Source organism: Nostoc sp. (assembly GCF_036919895.1).
Classification (GTDB): Bacteria; Cyanobacteriota; Cyanobacteriia; order Cyanobacteriales; family Nostocaceae; genus Nostoc.
This window is the reverse complement of sequence record NZ_JBALBW010000100.1, coordinates 22,955-40,154: the sequence shown is the minus strand read 5'-3', so window position 1 is coordinate 40,154 and position 17,200 is coordinate 22,955. Positions and strand designations below refer to the sequence as shown.

Here is a 17,200-nt window from a genome sequence, read left to right as displayed (position 1 = left end):
GGAAGCCACCACCCTCGACAATATTGGCAGTGTCTACTCCTCATTAGGAGAAAAGCAAGAAGCGCTCAAATACTACAACCAAGCTTTACCCATACTTCGTGCAGTGGGGAACAGGGAAGTGGAAGCCACCACCCTCAATAATATTGGCGCTGTCTACGACTCATTAGGAGAAAAACAAGAAGCGCTCAAATACTACAACCAAGCTTTACCCATATTCCGTGCAGTGGGAGATAGAGGAGCGGAAGCCAACACCCTCAACAATATTGGCTTAGTCTACGACTCATTAGGAGAAAAGCAAGAAGCGCTCAAATACTACAACCAAGCTTTACCCATATTCCGTGCAGTGGGAGATAGAGAAGGGGAAGCTAGAATCCTCTTTAACATGGCTTTCCTAGAACGCGATCGCGGCAACCTCCAACAAGCCCTGACTCAAATTGAAGCAGCAATCAAAATTATTGAAGATTTACGCACCAAAGTTGATAGCCAAGAGTTGCGTGCTTCTTATTTTGCATCACAGCAAGGCATTTACAAATTCTACATCGACTTGCTGATGCAGTTGCACAAAAAAGACCCATCTCAAGTATGCGAATTAAATATCCAAGACCTCAAAATCAAAGATAGATGCGACGCATTAGCACTGCATATTAGTGAACGTTCTCGCGCCAGGGGTCTATTAGAACTGTTAACAGAAGCCAATGCCAACATCCGTAAAGGCGTTGACCCGCAACTACTGGCAGAAGAACAAAACTTGCAGCAGCAACTTGATGCTAGAGATCAACTGCGTCAAGAGTTACTGAATAAAACAGCACCCACAACCGCAATACAAAACCTCGAAAAAGAAATTGCCGACCTCCTTCACCAATACGAAGAACTGCAAACCAAAATCCGTACAAGTAGCCCCAAATATGCAGCACTGAAATATCCTGACCCTCTGAAATTAACTCAAATTCAGCAACAACTAGATTCAGATACCCTGCTATTGCAATATTCTTTGGGTAAAGAACATAGCTATCTTTGGGTTGTCACTCCGAATTCTCTTGATACTTATGAACTACCCGGACAGGAAAAGATAGAGAATGCTACAAATGATTTTCGTCAATCTCTGTTAGATAGAGCTTTTGCTCAAAACCTCAAAGCAGCAAAACAACTTAGTCAAATCATCTTCGCCCCTGTCGCTAACAAGTTAGGAAAAAAACGTTTAGTAATTGTCGCTGATGGTGCTTTGGAAAATATTCCCTTTGCGGCGTTAACTGACTTAACCTCTCAAGAATCTTATCAACCCCTGCTAGTCAACCATGAAATTGTTAATCTCCCTTCTGCTTCAACCATAGCTATCCTCAGACAAGAAACCAAAGGGCGCAAAGCAGCACCCAAAGCCCTAGCCATCCTTGCTAATCCAGTATTTAGTGCTGATGATTGTCGCGTAACTCATAAAGATAATTGCCTTGTGACAGGCAAACTAAATGATGATTCCTCAACTCCCGAATTCGACGAACAACGTTCTGCCCTAGCAAGGGCTGCCAAAAATCTCAACCGCGATGGTTGGGCCCCACTTGATGGTACTCGCCTGGAAGCAGAGGCAATTCTCAAACTCGTATCGCCAAAAGATAGTCTGCAAGCGGTTGATTTTGATGCTAACTACAACTGGGTAACTAACCCACAACTGAGTCAATACCGCATCATTCATTTTGCTACTCACGGCTTTGCTGATAACATCAATCCAGAGTTATCAGGAATCGTACTTTCGTTGATAGATAAACAAGGTAAACCCATAAGAGGTTATCTGCGACTAAACGATATCTTCAATCTTGATTTACCTGCTGATTTAGTGGTGCTAAGTGCCTGTAACACCGGACGCGGTAAGCAAGTTCAGGGAGAAGGCTTGGTGGGATTAACAAGAGGATTGATGTATGCAGGTTCACAACGAGTTGTGGTGTCTTTATGGAGTGTGAACGATGAGGGAACGAAGGAATTAATGAGCGAATTTTATCGTCAAATGTTGCAGCAAGATAAATCACCAACTGCTGCTCTTAGAGCAGCACAACTATATTTGTGGCAACAGAAAGAGTGGAAAGATCCTTATTTTTGGGCTGCTTTTACTGTACAAGGCGAATGGCAAAATAATTCCTAATGACCCTCTCTACGAGATGCTAAAAGCGAACGACATACCCGCTACGCTAACATCATTCGGAATTAATAATGAATTTGCAAGTATTAATTAACTAAGGAATTCTATCAATGACTAATAAGCATATCTACAAGCAATGTTTTGCTGGAATTATTGGTGCGATAACTTTAGGCTCTTGGGTATCAGTTTATGCACAGGCACAGACAGAAACTCAACAAATTAAACCACCAAAATTCAGCAAATTTCAAGAAGCATCTCAATTCAAACTACCCGCGAATGGAAAGCCTTTTAAACCTTCTGACCTCAATCAGTCGAAAAAAGCAGATGAAGCCAACCGGGGAATACCTCGCGGTATCGATGACCGTATCCCCATGACTAGCAGAAAATATCCTTGGTCAACTATTGGTCGAGTCCAAGGCACAACAACTGATTCCAAAAGCTATCATTGCACAGGAACTTTAATTGATGATGATATAGTTTTGACAAATGCCCATTGCGTTATTGACCCTGATACCCATAAATTAAGTCAAAAAATTCTGTTTATGCCAAATGTGATTAATGGTGTTGTGCAGGATGAAGTTCTAGTAGAGCAAGTTGTTTACGGTACAGATTTTACTGATAACAAGCTGACAAATCAGATAAACGACTGGGCACTTCTCAAAATTAATCAGCCTCTCGGTCGGAAGTATGGTCATTTAGGCTGGAAATCTTTGCGTTCTTCGACTCTCATTAATAACCCGAAAACGTTATCTTTTGTTGGCTACTCTGGGGATTTTCCCAATCCTAAGAAAAAAGGCTATGAAGACCTGACTGCTGGTAGAGGATGGACTGCAAGCTTTGAAGCTGGGTGTAGCATTGTTGGGGAGGAGTCAGGGATACTTTTGCATGATTGTGCTACCGCAGGTGGTTCTTCTGGCGGGCCTCTTATTGCATATCTTGGTGAACAACCCTATATTGTTGCCCTGAATAATGCTGAAATTAAGAACTTGGAAACCAATCAGGATATAACCAATCTGGCTGTAAAAATTGATTTCTTGGATAAGTTGGCTGCTGGTAATTAATCCTTGGTGATTTGATTTGAATTTTGTAGGACACGCATCTTGCCTGTCCTACAAAATAGTTGATTTCTAGAAGTTGCTTATGCACACTATCTGTATATTGTCAACGTTCATAATATATAAATAAAAGATTCTCTCATTTGCCAGAGGGTGAGGCGATCGCTCATCAAGCTCATAAAACCTCTAAAATCTAAATTAAATAGCTTTGATATAGTTATGGCAATCACTCGCTCTATGCTAGGGGCCGTTTATTTAAAAAACCTAATCTCTAACAAGTGCGATCGCTCACTGTATTTGCGACAGCAGCACGATAAAATTCTAAAACCATAATCGTACTAAAAGGTCTAAATGGCAGAAACACTATTCTTCAACGCCTTACGGGAAGCCATTGATGAAGAAATGGCGCGAGACTCCAGCGTATTCGTTCTCGGTGAAGACGTAGGACACTACGGCGGTTCCTACAAAGTTACCAAAGACCTGTACCAAAAATATGGCGAACTTCGCATTCTAGACACCCCTATCGCTGAAAATAGCTTTACTGGGATGGCAGTAGGAGCAGCGATGACTGGGTTACGTCCCATCATCGAAGGCATGAATATGGGCTTTTTATTGCTCGCCTTCAACCAAATATCCAACAACGCTGGGATGCTGCGCTATACTTCCGGCGGTAACTTTAAAATTCCAATGGTAATTCGCGGCCCTGGGGGTGTAGGAAGGCAGCTAGGTGCAGAACATTCGCAACGATTAGAAACCTACTTCCAAGCAGTGCCAGGATTGAAAATTGTTGCATGTTCCACACCAAGAAACGCTAAAGGACTACTAAAATCCGCAATCCGCGATGATAACCCCGTGTTATTCTTTGAACACGTTTTGCTTTACAACTTGAAAGAAGATTTACCAGAAGAAGAATATTTACTACCCCTAGATAAAGCCGAAGTTGTGCGCCAAGGGAAAGATGTCACAATTATCACTTATTCTCGGATGCGGTATCATGTGCTGCAAGCGGTAAAAACACTTGAGAAACAAGGATACGATCCAGAAGTTATTGATTTAATATCCCTTAAGCCATTGGATTTTGATACAATTGGTGCATCAGTGCGTAAAACACATAAAGTCATTGTGGTGGAAGAATCCATGCGAACTGCGGGTATCGGAGCAGAAGTCATCGCCTCAATAAACGATCGCTTATTCGATGAATTAGATGCGCCAGTCCTGCGGCTTTCTTCGCAAGATATCCCCACGCCTTACAACGGCAATCTGGAACGACTAACAATCATCCAGCCAGAGCAAATTGTGGAAGCTGTAGAAAAAATGGTGGCGTTGCGAGTCTAGGGATTGGGGACTGGGGACTGGGGACTAGGAGAATAACTCATTACTAATTCCCAATTCCCAATCCTCGATCCCTAGTACCCAATACTTACTCATAACTCCTCAAAAGAGCGCTATTATAGCCTTTGTCAGTTGCGAGTTATGGTATGCAAAGACAGCGATCGCTATTAATTTTAATTTTAGTCCTGATAATCGCCGCTTTTACGGTGATTGCAACAATTCCGATACCCCTGGGACTGGACTTGCGGGGAGGATCACAGCTAACAATTCAGGTGAAACCATCAGCAGAAATTCCCAAAATCACCGAACGAGAATTGGAAGGTGTGAAGAAAGTTGTCGAAGGTCGGATTAATGGTTTGGGTGTTTCTGAGCCAGTAATCCAAACAGTTGGCACAGATAAAATATTGGTACAATTGCCAGGAGTCAACGATCCAGAGCAAGCCGAACGGGTGCTAGGGGGGACGGCGCAGTTAGAATTTCGTACCCAAAAGCCGAATACAGAAACCCAACTCTTTGCTTTCCAAGCATCTAAAGCCGAATTGAAAGTCAAGCAAGAAGAGTTAAGAAAGAGTACTGACAAAGCAGCAATTGCTAAGAATCAAGAAGATTTACAAAAAAATAATCAAGCGATCGCAGAATTGTTTGAAAGCACCAATCCACCACTAGGTGGCAAATACCTCAAGGATGCTTATGGTGAACCCACTCAAGGTAACAACTGGCACGTTACCATTCGCTTCGACCAAAAGGGTGGTGAACTGTTTGCCAATTTGACAAAAAATCTTGCTGGTACTGGGCGGAGTATTGGTGTTTTTCTAGATAATGAACTGATCAGCGCTCCTACTGTAGGTATAGAGTTTGCTGCCGCAGGTATTGCTGGTGGCTCTGCCGTAATTACAGGACGGTTTACCGCACAAGAAGCTAATAACTTGGGTGTACAGCTACGTGGTGGCGCATTACCCGTACCAGTAGAAATCGCAGAAAGGCGGACGGTAGGGGCAACTTTAGGTAAAGATAGTATTCAAAGCAGTATTTATGCTGGGGTTGGTGGTCTGACTTTAGTATTAATATTCATGGTGTTTTACTATCGGCTACCAGGACTGATTGCGGATGTGTCACTAATCATTTATTCCCTCTTAACTTGGGCAACCTTTGCTTTATTGGGCGTTACCCTAACTTTGCCGGGAATTGCCGGTTTTATCCTTAGTATTGGGATGGCGGTTGATGCCAACGTGCTAATTTTTGAACGGACGCGAGAAGAATTGCGAGCCGGGAAATCTCTGTATCGTTCTGTAGAATCTGGTTTTTATCGAGCATTTTCTAGTATTTTAGATAGCAACGTCACTACATGGATTGCTTGTGCTGCCCTGTTTTGGTTAGGGTCTGGTTTAGTCAAAGGTTTTGCTCTTACCTTAGCTTTGGGGGTGGCTGTGAGTATGTTTACTGCAATTATCTGTAGTCGAACATTGCTGTTTTTGGCAATTTCAATTCCCTCCTTACGGAAGACAGAACTTTTCTGTCCAAACCTGCCAACATCCAATAAGGCAGAGGTGACTCCATGAAACTGAGTATTAACAAATCGCGATCGCTTTGGTGGACTATTTCTAGTGCGATCATTCTCGCTGGTATCATCTCAATGGTGATTTCTTGGCAACAACCCAATATTCATGCACCCTTACGCCTCGGTTTAGATTTTATCGGTGGTACAAGATTACAATTAGTTCGAGATTGCACTAAACCAGGAAATTGTGACAAGCCAATTAATATCAATGCTGTTCGGGAAGTAGCAAAAACCCAGGGACTGGGTGATAGCAGCATCCAACTTATCTCCGAAAATGGTGCAGAAAATGGTGTACTAATTAGGACAAAAGATTTGGGTGTCGATCAGCGCACCAAGTTGCAAAATGCTTTAAGCGAACAAATTGGGGTTTTTGACCCGCAAAAAAACCAAATTGACTCCGTTGGCCCTACCCTGGGAAAAGAACTTTTGAGGTCTGGGCTATTAGCTCTGATAGTTTCCTTCATTGGTATTACTATCTATATGAGCTTCCGCTTCCAGTTAGATTATGCTGTGTTTGCGATCGTTGCCCTATTTCACGATATCTTGATTACGGTAGGAGCTTTTTCAATTTTTGGTTTGGTAGCAGGTATCGAAGTAGATAGCCTTTTTATCGTCGCCTTACTTACCATTACAGGTTTCTCAGTCAACGACACAGTGGTGATTTACGATCGCATTCGGGAAACCATTAAAATCAATCCTGAACGACCAATTGCCGAAATTGTCGATGATGCTGTTAACCAAACTCTGACAAGATCGATCAACACGACTTTAACTGTGTTGCTGACATTAACTTCCATCTTTCTATTTGGTGGAGAAACACTGAGATATTTCGCTCTAGCTTTGATTATTGGGTTCACGATGGGAGCTTATTCGAGTATCTTCATCGCCAGTACTCTCCTTACTTGGTGGCGAGAAAAGGGTGAATCTCAAATAGTAGAAAGCTTAGAGCCAATTGATACATCTGCCAGTTCTCAGGATAGTTAAACTTCTGTGCATTTCACAATTGGTTTAAAGCATTTTAAATTGCTCACTCTGCTTTGGAATTTTATTCTTCTATGGATCAACCTGAAGAACCATCAATCACTGAACCAGAATTTGAGAACTCTGACGCATCCTTTATTCAACAAGTACAGAGGCTACACAAACTGACAATATATGGTAGATGGCTGTTTGTCGCTTGTTTATGGCTTACCATTGCACCTATTAGCTTGTGGGGTCTACATACAGAAATTGCTCTTTGGCAACAATATTTTACCTGGGTAGCGGTGCGATATGGACTTTTCTACCATCCACTCTCTACCTTTGGTTTAGCCTTTTGTATTGGGATGACTGCCTCTGTTTTAGTTTGGCAAAGTCGGAATATCTTATTTGGACTACCACAGGCGGAAAAACAGCGTTTAGAAAAACAAGTCTATCGGATACGTCAACAGGGGCCAACTCATCCTCTGTGGAAGTGGGTTTGTCATTAGTTTTTCTTTCTCGTTGCATATACACGGACAGCAATTTTTAGCAAAATATGACTTAAATATACGAAATACTCCCAAAAGTGGATGCCATATATGAACGAGTCTCAGATTCAATTTAGCGAACAGCTACGCTGCGCCAAAGGCGAACGCAAGTCTGAAATTGATCTTTACCAACTCCAAGAACTGTTAAACGTTTCAACTTTCTGGGCAAAGGGACGCAGTATTGAAGATTTAGGTATAGCCATTGCCAACAGTGAGCCAGTGATTTCTGTGTGCGATCGCAATCGACTAATTGGCTTTGCTAGAGCAACATCTGATGGCATATATCGCGCCACAATTTGGGATGTTGTAATTCATCCAGAATATCAACATAGTGGGCTGGGAAGTAAGTTAGTAGAAACCATTTTGAGTCATCCCCGAATGAGGCGGGTTGAGCGCATTTACCTGATGACTACTCACCAGCAGGGTTTCTATGAAAAGATTGGTTTTCAAACTAACTCTACTACTACAATGGTACTACACAACCTAACTAACCGCGCTTTTCTTACTACTACAGAAGTTCAGTTTCAGGAATTATTAGGGGGATAGAAATTTGTAGTCTGGTAATCTCCTGATGTGGTTCCTTCACAATGCTCGAAGGCAGGATTTCTAACTTTCCTCCCATAACTTCCACTAAAGTTTGATTGATTAATAGCCTCATTCCTGGGGAAAGAGCAGCGTTCTTTGGGTCAATCTGGATATGTTGCTGGTCAGATTTGAGCAAATCAATCGGCTCGCTCCAGGCAAAAGCATGAGTTGGTACATCCAGCCAAATATTTACAAAATTATTTGTAGATATGGTGCTACTGGAAATACAGATGCTGCCTTCCTCCATTTGAGTAATGGCAGTGTCTATTAAACCGATCAGTATTTGGCGGAGCCAGAGGTAATCTGCCAAAACATAAATTTCTGGATCGGCGGGTAACAATTGCAAGGGAAAATTGCGATTGGCCGCCAGCATATAAGTTAAGTTATGAACCTCTTCCAAAATTTGCGATAACTGTCTGGGCTGAATATCTAATTTATTAGTGCCATGTTCTGTTCTAGCAACAGTGAGAATTTCATCCATCAACTTGAGTAACTTCAAAGTTCGCTCGTGAGCTTGAGCAATAAATTCTCGTTCTTCAGCTGGATCTTCACACAAATCTGACAAAATTAACTGATGCAAGCCTATCAAACCGTTGAGGGGCGATCGCAATTCATGGGTAGTCCGCGCCAAAAAACCAGCCTTAAACTGGCCCATTTCCCTTGCCATCAGGTATGCTAACTGCGTTTGCTGTAGCTGTTGCGATATTGGTGGCATATCCTCTGGTTCTAATGGCGCTACAGGGGATGAGCTAGATGAAATGTTTGGCGATACCTGCTCTGGGCGTAGCGATCGCGCAAATAACCGACGAAAATTTATACCTAGTGCTAGTCCTGCTCCTAGATATATCCAGTTACTCCAATTCATAATTTGGCAATTATTAACTTGTTAGTTGACCACAACAGCGTAAACTAAAGTTCCAGATTTCTCCGTTGTGAAAATCAGGAAAACAACATTATAGCTACCTATATTTGTTTATCAGTCGAAATATCTAACTTTATCGCGCCTTGCCGCAAAATCTGCCAATTTATGCCTGTCCATTTAGCAACGGTGGAAGGTACACCCATCGCTGCTGTTTCACCCTGGCATTCTGTCATGGCTAGAGTTAAAGCTTGAGGAAACTGACTCTCAATTTCTGCCATCGTTTGTAAAGGCGGCTGACCAGAAAAATTGGCGCTAGTGGTAGCAAGGGGGCCTGTTTGCGCCAAAATAGTTTTAGAGATCGCACTGTTTGGAACTCGAATACCAATTGTCGTTGGATCAATCGGGTTCATTACTTTTGGCAATCGTTCACTTGCTGGCAAAACTAACGTCAGCCCTCCTGGCCAATATTTCTCAGCTAGTTCTTGCCAAACTTGATACTCATTCTTATTAGCTTTGACATATAGCCACAAATCTTCAGCACTAGCGGCCATCAAAATCAAAGGTTTATCCTGACTGCGTTGTTTCGCCGTAAAAATTAACCCGGCTTTTTCTGGTATCGTCGCAAGTGCAGGAACTGTATCTGTAGGAAAGCTCACTAAAAGACCAGACCGTGCGCCAGCTATTAGATTTGTTAAAGAAACTTGTGTCATGTTTACAAAGTTAGGAGTTAGAAGTTAGGAGTGAGGAATTTCGTAACTCCTAACTCATCACTTTTAACTTTTATAGGCAAGGGCAAAGCGTTCAATTCCAGCTAAATCAGCGTGAATTTGAATCTTACAATAGCTTCCTTGATTTTGCAAAAGTTCTCGCACTGCATCCGCTTGCCCTGCCATCATCTCAATCAGCCACACGCCACCGGGTTGCAAATAGCTAGGAGAAATTTCTATCAAATGTCGAATGCAATCTAAGCCATCATTGCCACCATCCAAAGCTAGATGTGGTTCATGGTTAAATACTTCTGGTTGCAAAGTAGGTAAGGTGCTGGTGGGTATGTAAGGAGGATTCGACACCATACCACTGAACTGACCTTTTAATAGTGTCAGTGGCTCCCACCAAGAACCTTGATAAAATTTAATCCGATCGGCAAAACCCAAATTATCGGCGTTGGTTCGGGCGATCGCTAAAGCTTCTAAACTGTAATCAACTGCATGAATTGTTGCTTTTGGTAAGACATCTGCTAATCCTAGTGCGATCGCTCCACTCCCAGTACCCAAATCCGCCCAATGTCCTGAAGCATTACTAGCAGATACTAAAGCCAAATCAATTAAGCACTCTGTCTCTGGTCTGGGAATCAAAACTGCGCTTGACACCACGATTTGAAAGTTACGCCAAGGTGTCACTTTGGCAATGTACTGCACTGGTAAGCGATCGCTCAATCGTCTCTGCCATAGCTGGTCTAACTCTTCTAGAGGCAATTGCAGCTGAATTTGCGGCCAGTCTTTAAAAGATTCCAAACGCAGTGCCAATCTATCTAATCCAGCTACCTCCAGAAGCAGCCAGTCTACCTCCCTTGGTGGGACATCAGTGGCGATCGCTGCTTGGATAGCTGCATTCCGCCACTGCCAAAGTTGTAAACCAGAAACTATCAGATGTTTCTCCCCCATGCTTCAACCTTGGAGAGCATATCCGTTATTTTTTCGGCGCGGGTGACTGATTTGGCGCAAGCGATCGAATAAAACTGATGGACTCCCGCGATGGATACAGAACAATTTTATTTATACTAGGGTCGGTGCTGCTATTGAGAGCCTCCATAACACCATATAAATCCACTACCTGAATTTCAGTGTTCTCTGCTTCCTTTGGCACGGCTTTTTTGAATTGGTCTAACAGAGCCACTGCTTGCTCTTTTTCAAAAAAGAATGGGATGAACCGCTCGTTGCCTTTTGCAAGGGGAATGGTCAAATAGCTATTATCTTTCTTAAATTTAGGTACAAATAAGGGAATACCATTGAATTGCTGCCCTTTTTTACCATTTTGATTCAGCATACTTGTTGCTGAAGCTACCTGTGCTTGCGTCGGGACTAAAGTATAAATTACAGAGTCTGATTTCTTTTTGCTTTCTTGGACTATTTTATAGTAGTCTGCCAGGGACAAAGGTCTGACCTGTAGCGTGCTTGCCAACTGGGGGTTTTCTTTTTTGAGCCGATTGTCAAGGAATGTTTGAGCATCTTGCTTGCTAATAAAAAATCCAACTTGCGAGATCGTTTTGGATTCGTTTTTCCTCGAAAGAACTACGAATTCACCTTTAGGATTGGTGAGCGTGAATACAGGTACTTCTTGGAGCTTTTTCACTATCTGATCTTGTGGCAATGCTACCGCCTCTAGATTGCCTATTACTGGTAGATTGCCTATTCCTGAAAGTCCCGTTAAAAATACACTCCCAGCTATACCCAATGTTGCGCCTAAGCGAATAAATGATTTCATGACTGCTCCTCGCATCAATAATCCAATTAAATTAAACAAATGGTTGGATTTGCACAGCACCAACTAGCTTTAGTTATATAGCAATCTATTTCAGTTGTAAAAAATTCATTGTGAGCGTTGAGGTTGAGTGTTAAGCGTCAACGGTCAGAATTCAACATTCTACAACTATTTAGGGTTGCTGTAGTATTGTTTTCACAAATAGACTGTGCAAAAGTTGTGTTTTTATCGATTTCGCTTTGCTATTTACCACGAAATGCCGTAGATGCCTATTATGTGTCTTCTCCAACAGTGAAAAGCTTTTCAGTCTCTCCGACCTTGGATATGATAAATGCCATTTTATCGGCTTTCTATAATACCGGGTGACGCTATTACTTAATCAATCGTTCCATCTGCGCTTGCCTTAATATCTTCTCAAATCTGATAGAAAGCTCAGTATCAGGAATATCTTACTACTTGAGGGCAAAATGCGTGTGTAACGCTTCAATACCCAGATTAATACTCTAACAGGCGATTTGTTCTTAACCGTAAAAATCTATAAACAAACCACACAATTTAGCAAGAAAAGCCTATTGAGTTAGCCTTAGCTATTAAATATACTATCTAAATCGGGATGACAGGATTTGAACCTGCGGCATCCTGCTCCCAAAGCAGGCGCGCTACCAAGCTGCGCTACATCCCGTTTACACTTATCTACTTTTGGACTTTGGTTTTAATTTTCCATTAAAGCGAATCTCGCTTCACCAAAAGCATCAAATCTATAATATCACATCATACGGCTTATCCCTAATCTTTTTTCTGTTTTGCCAAGAATCAAGATAAATTACATTTTTACACTGACAAAGGTTTTTTGCCGACTTAGTTTTACAAGATATATATACACTTGCGCCTTCGTCGGCAGAAAAAAAGCAAAACCACATCAAAATAATAGATTGATTTTCACCATTTGACCTGATTTCCTTATGCAAATCGGGTTTTATTTTGATCGAGTGCTAGTGAGGATACCAGAACATGCCTTTGATGCCTTCTGGATCAGCCATAAACCCCATAGTCCGGTAGAAATCTACAACATGGGGGTCGGCGAAGAGAGTGACATTACTAATTTCTTCACTTCTAAGTTTTTTCAGAACGTATTTCATTAGTGCCTTTCCCAGTCCTTGACTTTGGAAGTCTGGGTGAACCACCACATCCCAAATAGTGGCATTAAACGCGTGATCTGAGGTAGCGCGGGCAAAACCAATGAGCCGCTTTTGGTTTCCTCTCACCTGCCACATTGAGGCGACAAGAAAACTATGCTCAATAGCCTTTTTCACTTTTCTTAGAGGACGACGCGACCAACCAACTGCATCACAGAGTTCTTCTAGCTCATACAGGTCAATATCTCGCTCCGTACTGAAGACGATGCGAGTTTCCTTTGAAGAAGCTTCGCTAATGCTGGTGGGATTGGAGTTGCCCGCAGCATCAACACGTTCTTCAAAGGGGTTTGTCCTAGTTGTCGCTACAGATTCAGGAGTACTAAACCAAGTTTTCCAAAAACCCATGCCAACGTGGTTCGGGTAGTATAACTAAATTGGTTTCCACTCTCAGGAGTGTTGATTCATGTTTAACATAGCTATCCCCATTTACTATCCTTTACACTCAAAATTTTTCGGTTGTTTTCGGGATTTCCAATGGTAACAGCCAGTTAGAGCGTGTTTCACACCAATCATTTTCAACTTTAGCATTTTGTTGTAGAGGCTAGGAGAAATTCACCAAAAGGGTAAGGATATAAACTAATTCAAAATTCCAGATCGCATTGTTAATGCAATTGGACACCGAAGTTATGATTGTCAGAAGCCTCTGCTTAAAATTAAAAATTTAATATGGAAAAACCAAATCCTGGCAATTGCTCGTATAGAACTTAAATGCACGTTAGCTTAGGAGTGAATTGTATACAAGAGATTGAGTATTTGGGAAAATTCTTCCCTAGTCCCCAACACCCAATCCCCAGTCCCCAACACCCAATCCCCAGTCCCCAGGTGACGCAAGCAAGCGAGTCTTACCCTTAACAATGGCTTCTGGTCTAAAATCTTCAACACTGGAACTCCTAAAGCGCTTTAATCGAGCGTTTCCCCAGTTTTATGAGCAATTTGTCAGCAGTGAGATTCAACTGCAAAATTTACGGTTAGCCTACCGTCTGTATAAAACTAGACGCGCTGTTATTGAACTGAAACCGGAAGGTAGCAAAAGTGCTTTACATTTTGCTTACCGCAACCAATCTTTTCTCCTCAGCGATATTTTTGGTGTACTAGCAGCTTATGGGTTGACTATTCACGGTCTGAGTCTATATGGTCAGATCCGTCCGCCGATGTTAGTTTTTATCAAACTGTTGGTATCTCGTGGTAGTAAAGCCTTAACCGAGAAAACCGCAGAAAATGTCTGTCGCGCCATTCGCGAGGCTTTAGGAGGCCGGTTTGAGGTAGAAGAGATGTTGGCAGTAGAATTTAATCTTGATACTGGCTTAGAGCAGGTACAAACTGAGTTCTATGTCGATCCGGTCTTTCATCTCCCTGCCTTAGTGATTGAAGCCGATAATCAACCAGGATTATTCTACAAAGTAATGTATGCCATCTGGCAAGAAGACCTGCTGGTAGTCAATGCCAATTTATTGGTTTGGCGCGGACGTACACGGCTAATTCTCTACTTGTTGGGGCCAAATGAAAGCCTTATTCCTGAATATCTCGGTCACAAAATTGCCGAAGGGGTGCGACAGAGGTTGCTGGGGAAATGAAGAAGTGAGGAGTTATCAGGTAAAAATTAACAATTCCTAACTCCTGACTCCTAACTCTCTTTTTATTCCGTATTTAGTCGCACTCGCCCTTCAGGTTACGATATAAGTATGGCAACTATCGAAATCTTGGGTGTTCCACACGCATACGAGCTAACGGCTCCCACTTCTTCCTGCCCCCATGCTTTAGTATTTATTCACGGTTGGCTCAATAGCCGTGGATATTGGCAACCTGTGATTTCCCGCCTGTCAGATGATTTGCAGTGCCTTTCCTATGATTTGCGGGGTTTTGGTGAATCCCAGTCTCAGGTAAAAACCGATTTTAGTCGGGCACAAACTTCTCTAAGTCTGATGCCCATCTCCAGTAGTGGGTTTGGCTCATCAATAGATTCTCTTTATACTCCTGTTGCTTATGCTCAGGATTTAGCCGTTCTCCTAAAACAACTGAATATTACCAGTGCTTGGCTAATTGGTCACTCCTTGGGAGGTACGATCGCTCTTTGGGGAGCAGATCGAATACCTGAGTGTGTTAAGGGAGTTATCTGTATCAACGCTGGCGGTGGTATTTACCTCAAAGAAGCCTTTGAGCAGTTTCGCTCAGCGGGTCAGAAATTCTTGCAAGTCCGCCCGCGTTGGCTATCCCAAGTGCCTTTGATTGATTTGCTGTTTACTAGAGCCAGTGTAGTTCGTCCTTTAGACCGCCATTGGGCACGTCAGAGGCTGATTGATTTCGTTGTGGCTGACCCGGAAGCAGCGCTAGGGACTCTGTTAGATTCCACAACGGAGGAAGAAATCAATCGTTTACCTGAGCTAGTATCCCAACTGAAGCAGCCAGTTTATTTTTTGGCTGGTGCGGAAGATAAGGTTATGGAACCCAAGTATGTACGCCATTTAGCTAGCTTTCACAGGCTGTTTCAATACTGTGGTGACAATGTTCTGGAAATTCCTCATTGCGGACATCTAGCGATGTTGGAACAGCCGGATGAAGTAGCCGATCGAATTCGGTCAATAGTCATTAGTCATTAGTCATTGGGCATTGGTTATAGATTATTCATAAATGACAAAGGACAAATGACTAATGACTACTCAAAAGGGTGATACAACTTCATTACTTGGGTCAGTGCTAACCTAGACTCAACGCCTAGTGTAAGGGGCGATGTATGACCACGGGATAGGTGATCTGCGGCGGCACAGCCGATCATGGCGGCGTTATCGGTACAGAATTTTAGAGGTGGGAATAGGACACGGAGGTTATGTTGAACGGCTGCGGCTTGGAGATTTTTTCTTAATCCGCTATTAGCTGCTACACCGCCACCAATAGCAATTGTATCTAGACCATAGTCTAAAGCACAGGCGATCGCTCTTTTGGTTAGCGATCGCGCTACGGTTTCCTGAAAACTAGCTGCTACATCTGCTACTGGCACTTGTCCACCATCTTTCTCTAATTGTTGCACTAAACGCAATACAGCCGTTTTTAACCCACTAAAACTCGCATCATAACGATGAAACCCGCCACCCGGTAAAGAAACTTTTCCTTCTGGTAAGGCAAAGGCTTGGGGATTTCCCTGTTGTGCCAACTTGTCAATTACTGGCCCACCGGGATAACCCAGCTTTAATAATCGCGCCACTTTATCAAAGGCTTCACCCGCAGCATCATCACGGGTTTGTCCTAGGGTTTCGTAATTACCACAATCTTTGACAAAAATCAAGCTTGTATGTCCGCCAGAAACTAATAAACTCAAGAAAGGGGGATTTAAACTTGATTCGCTCAAGTAAGTTGCATAAATGTGACCTTCGAGGTGATGAACTCCCAAAAATGGCTTGTTGTGTACCATCGCTAAAGTTTTAGCAGCAGTTAACCCGACTAACAGCGCTCCTACTAGTCCAGGGGCACAAGTGGCGGCGATTGCGTCAATTTTTCCCCAGTTTAGCTGGGCTTGCTCTAGGGCTTGTGCGATCACAACATTTATCGTTTCCAAGTGCTGGCGAGACGCTACTTCCGGCACTACCCCGCCATACTGCTGATGGACTGGAATCTGTGAGGCTACAATACTGCTGTAAACTTTACGATTCTTAACAATTGCGACGGCAGTTTCGTCACAACTGGTTTCTATTGCTAAAACGGTTGTCATTGAGGTAATCAGTACTGAGTCTGGAGTCCTGAGTAATAAAGAGAAAATCTTGCTTCTTTACTACCCTACAACACCAATTCTTATACTCAGCACTCAAGACTTGGGACTCCATTTTGGTTGAGAAGCTTTAACTTTTATTTACTTAAACTTTACTCGGTTCCCACCCAAGAGTATGATGACTTCCTAGTTATGCAAATAAACAACTGTACAAGCCGCTTCGTGTTGTACAAAAAACTTCTTGTTTTGTAATAAAAGGAAACAACTCTATGCGACGATTGTTTGCTTTGATGTTAGCGATTTGTCTTTGGTTCAACTTTGCCTCCCCAGCACAAGCTTTAGGGGCTAATTTGACACCGTGTAAGGACAATCCCGCTTTTCAAGAGCTAGCAGCTAATGCCCGTAATACCACCGCCGATCCCGAATCTGGGAAAAAGCGGTTTGAGCGTTATTCTCAGGCGCTATGCGGCCCTGAAGGCTACCCCCACTTGATTGTTGATAGTCGTCTAGATCATGCTGGTGACTTTTTGATCCCCAGCATCCTATTCCTATATATTGCTGGTTGGATTGGCTGGGTAGGTCGTGCCTATCTGCAAGCAATCAAAAAGGAATCTGACACTGAACTCAAAGAAATCCAAATCGATCTTGGTTTGGCACTACCCATCATCGCTACAGGTTTTGCTTGGCCAGCAGCAGCAGTCCAAGAATTACTCTCTGGTAAATTAGCAGCCAAAGATTCAGAAATCACTGTTTCTCCACGCTAAATCAAGTTAACTAACTCATTCGTTTTGGAGA

16 protein-coding genes and 1 tRNA gene are annotated in these 17,200 nt (G+C 42.7%); 10 read left to right on the top strand and 7 right to left on the bottom strand.

All coding sequences use genetic code 11. The features are described from left to right. From V7K55_RS20575 to V7K55_RS20545, 7 genes are all read left to right on the top strand, one after another. Positions 1-2,131 (top strand): CHAT domain-containing protein (locus V7K55_RS20575; RefSeq protein WP_334834473.1); only part of this gene is annotated, 2,131 nt, incomplete at its 5' end. 107 nt (positions 2,132-2,238) lie between these two features. Further along, complete coding sequence (locus V7K55_RS20570) at positions 2,239-3,189, top strand: trypsin-like serine peptidase (RefSeq protein ID WP_334834471.1); 951 nt, start codon at positions 2,239-2,241, stop codon at positions 3,187-3,189. Positions 3,190-3,534: 345 nt separating this feature from the next. Further along, complete coding sequence (locus V7K55_RS20565) at positions 3,535-4,518, top strand: alpha-ketoacid dehydrogenase subunit beta (protein WP_273763863.1); 984 nt, start codon at positions 3,535-3,537, stop codon at positions 4,516-4,518. A 143-nt stretch (positions 4,519-4,661) separates the two neighbouring features. Continuing rightward, on the top strand, positions 4,662-6,074 hold the full coding sequence (gene secD, locus V7K55_RS20560) for a protein translocase subunit SecD (RefSeq protein WP_334834476.1): 1,413 nt from the start codon (positions 4,662-4,664) through the stop codon (positions 6,072-6,074). Continuing rightward, the gene (secF, locus tag V7K55_RS20555; RefSeq protein ID WP_334834470.1) at positions 6,071-7,057 is read left to right on the top strand and encodes a protein translocase subunit SecF; all 987 of its coding nucleotides are present in this window, start codon (positions 6,071-6,073) and stop codon (positions 7,055-7,057) included. Before secD ends, secF begins: the two co-directional genes overlap by 4 nt. Positions 7,058-7,128: 71 nt before the next feature. Next, the gene (locus V7K55_RS20550) at positions 7,129-7,542 is read left to right on the top strand and encodes a hypothetical protein (RefSeq protein ID WP_334834469.1); all 414 of its coding nucleotides are present in this window, start codon (positions 7,129-7,131) and stop codon (positions 7,540-7,542) included. A gap of 90 nt (positions 7,543-7,632) precedes the next feature. Beyond that, positions 7,633-8,127 (top strand): GNAT family N-acetyltransferase, encoded by a 495-nt coding sequence (locus V7K55_RS20545; protein ID WP_334834468.1) that lies wholly within the window; start codon positions 7,633-7,635, stop codon positions 8,125-8,127. On the opposite strand, the gene V7K55_RS20540 is transcribed toward V7K55_RS20545, so the two are convergent. From V7K55_RS20540 to V7K55_RS20515, 6 genes are all read right to left on the bottom strand, one after another. Beyond that, positions 8,090-9,031 (bottom strand): ATP-binding protein, encoded by a 942-nt coding sequence (locus tag V7K55_RS20540; protein WP_334834467.1) that lies wholly within the window; start codon positions 9,029-9,031, stop codon positions 8,090-8,092. The genes V7K55_RS20545 and V7K55_RS20540 overlap by 38 nt on opposite strands. A 98-nt stretch (positions 9,032-9,129) precedes the next feature. Continuing rightward, entirely contained in the window at positions 9,130-9,738 is a 609-nt protein-coding gene (locus V7K55_RS20535) for an L-threonylcarbamoyladenylate synthase (protein ID WP_334834466.1), read from the bottom strand. A gap of 63 nt (positions 9,739-9,801) precedes the next feature. Continuing rightward, entirely contained in the window at positions 9,802-10,692 is an 891-nt protein-coding gene (gene prmC, locus V7K55_RS20530; RefSeq protein WP_334834465.1) for a peptide chain release factor N(5)-glutamine methyltransferase, read from the bottom strand. A gap of 25 nt (positions 10,693-10,717) precedes the next feature. Continuing rightward, positions 10,718-11,512 (bottom strand): Tic22 family protein, encoded by a 795-nt coding sequence (locus V7K55_RS20525; protein WP_334834464.1) that lies wholly within the window; start codon positions 11,510-11,512, stop codon positions 10,718-10,720. A gap of 605 nt (positions 11,513-12,117) precedes the next feature. Continuing rightward, positions 12,118-12,191: transfer RNA gene (locus V7K55_RS20520), tRNA-Pro, on the bottom strand. 310 nt (positions 12,192-12,501) lie between these two features. Next, positions 12,502-13,050 (bottom strand): GNAT family N-acetyltransferase, encoded by a 549-nt coding sequence (locus V7K55_RS20515; protein ID WP_094339711.1) that lies wholly within the window; start codon positions 13,048-13,050, stop codon positions 12,502-12,504. A 509-nt stretch (positions 13,051-13,559) separates the two neighbouring features. Here V7K55_RS20515 and V7K55_RS20510 point away from each other — a divergent pair. After that, positions 13,560-14,279: a hypothetical protein gene (locus V7K55_RS20510; protein WP_012410214.1), complete on the top strand. Its 720-nt coding sequence runs from the start codon at positions 13,560-13,562 to the stop codon at positions 14,277-14,279. A 108-nt stretch (positions 14,280-14,387) separates the two neighbouring features. Beyond that, a complete protein-coding gene (locus tag V7K55_RS20505; protein ID WP_334834462.1) occupies positions 14,388-15,302 on the top strand; it encodes an alpha/beta fold hydrolase in 915 nt (304 codons plus the stop codon). Positions 15,303-15,358: 56 nt separating this feature from the next. On the opposite strand, the gene tsaD is transcribed toward V7K55_RS20505, so the two are convergent. Continuing rightward, positions 15,359-16,408 (bottom strand): tRNA (adenosine(37)-N6)-threonylcarbamoyltransferase complex transferase subunit TsaD, encoded by a 1,050-nt coding sequence (gene tsaD / locus V7K55_RS20500; RefSeq protein WP_334834461.1) that lies wholly within the window; start codon positions 16,406-16,408, stop codon positions 15,359-15,361. 266 nt (positions 16,409-16,674) lie between these two features. On the opposite strand from tsaD, the gene V7K55_RS20495 reads away from it, so the two are divergent. Then, positions 16,675-17,169: a Photosystem I reaction center subunit III gene (locus V7K55_RS20495; RefSeq protein ID WP_334834460.1), complete on the top strand. Its 495-nt coding sequence runs from the start codon at positions 16,675-16,677 to the stop codon at positions 17,167-17,169. Positions 17,170-17,200 lie beyond the last annotated feature (31 nt).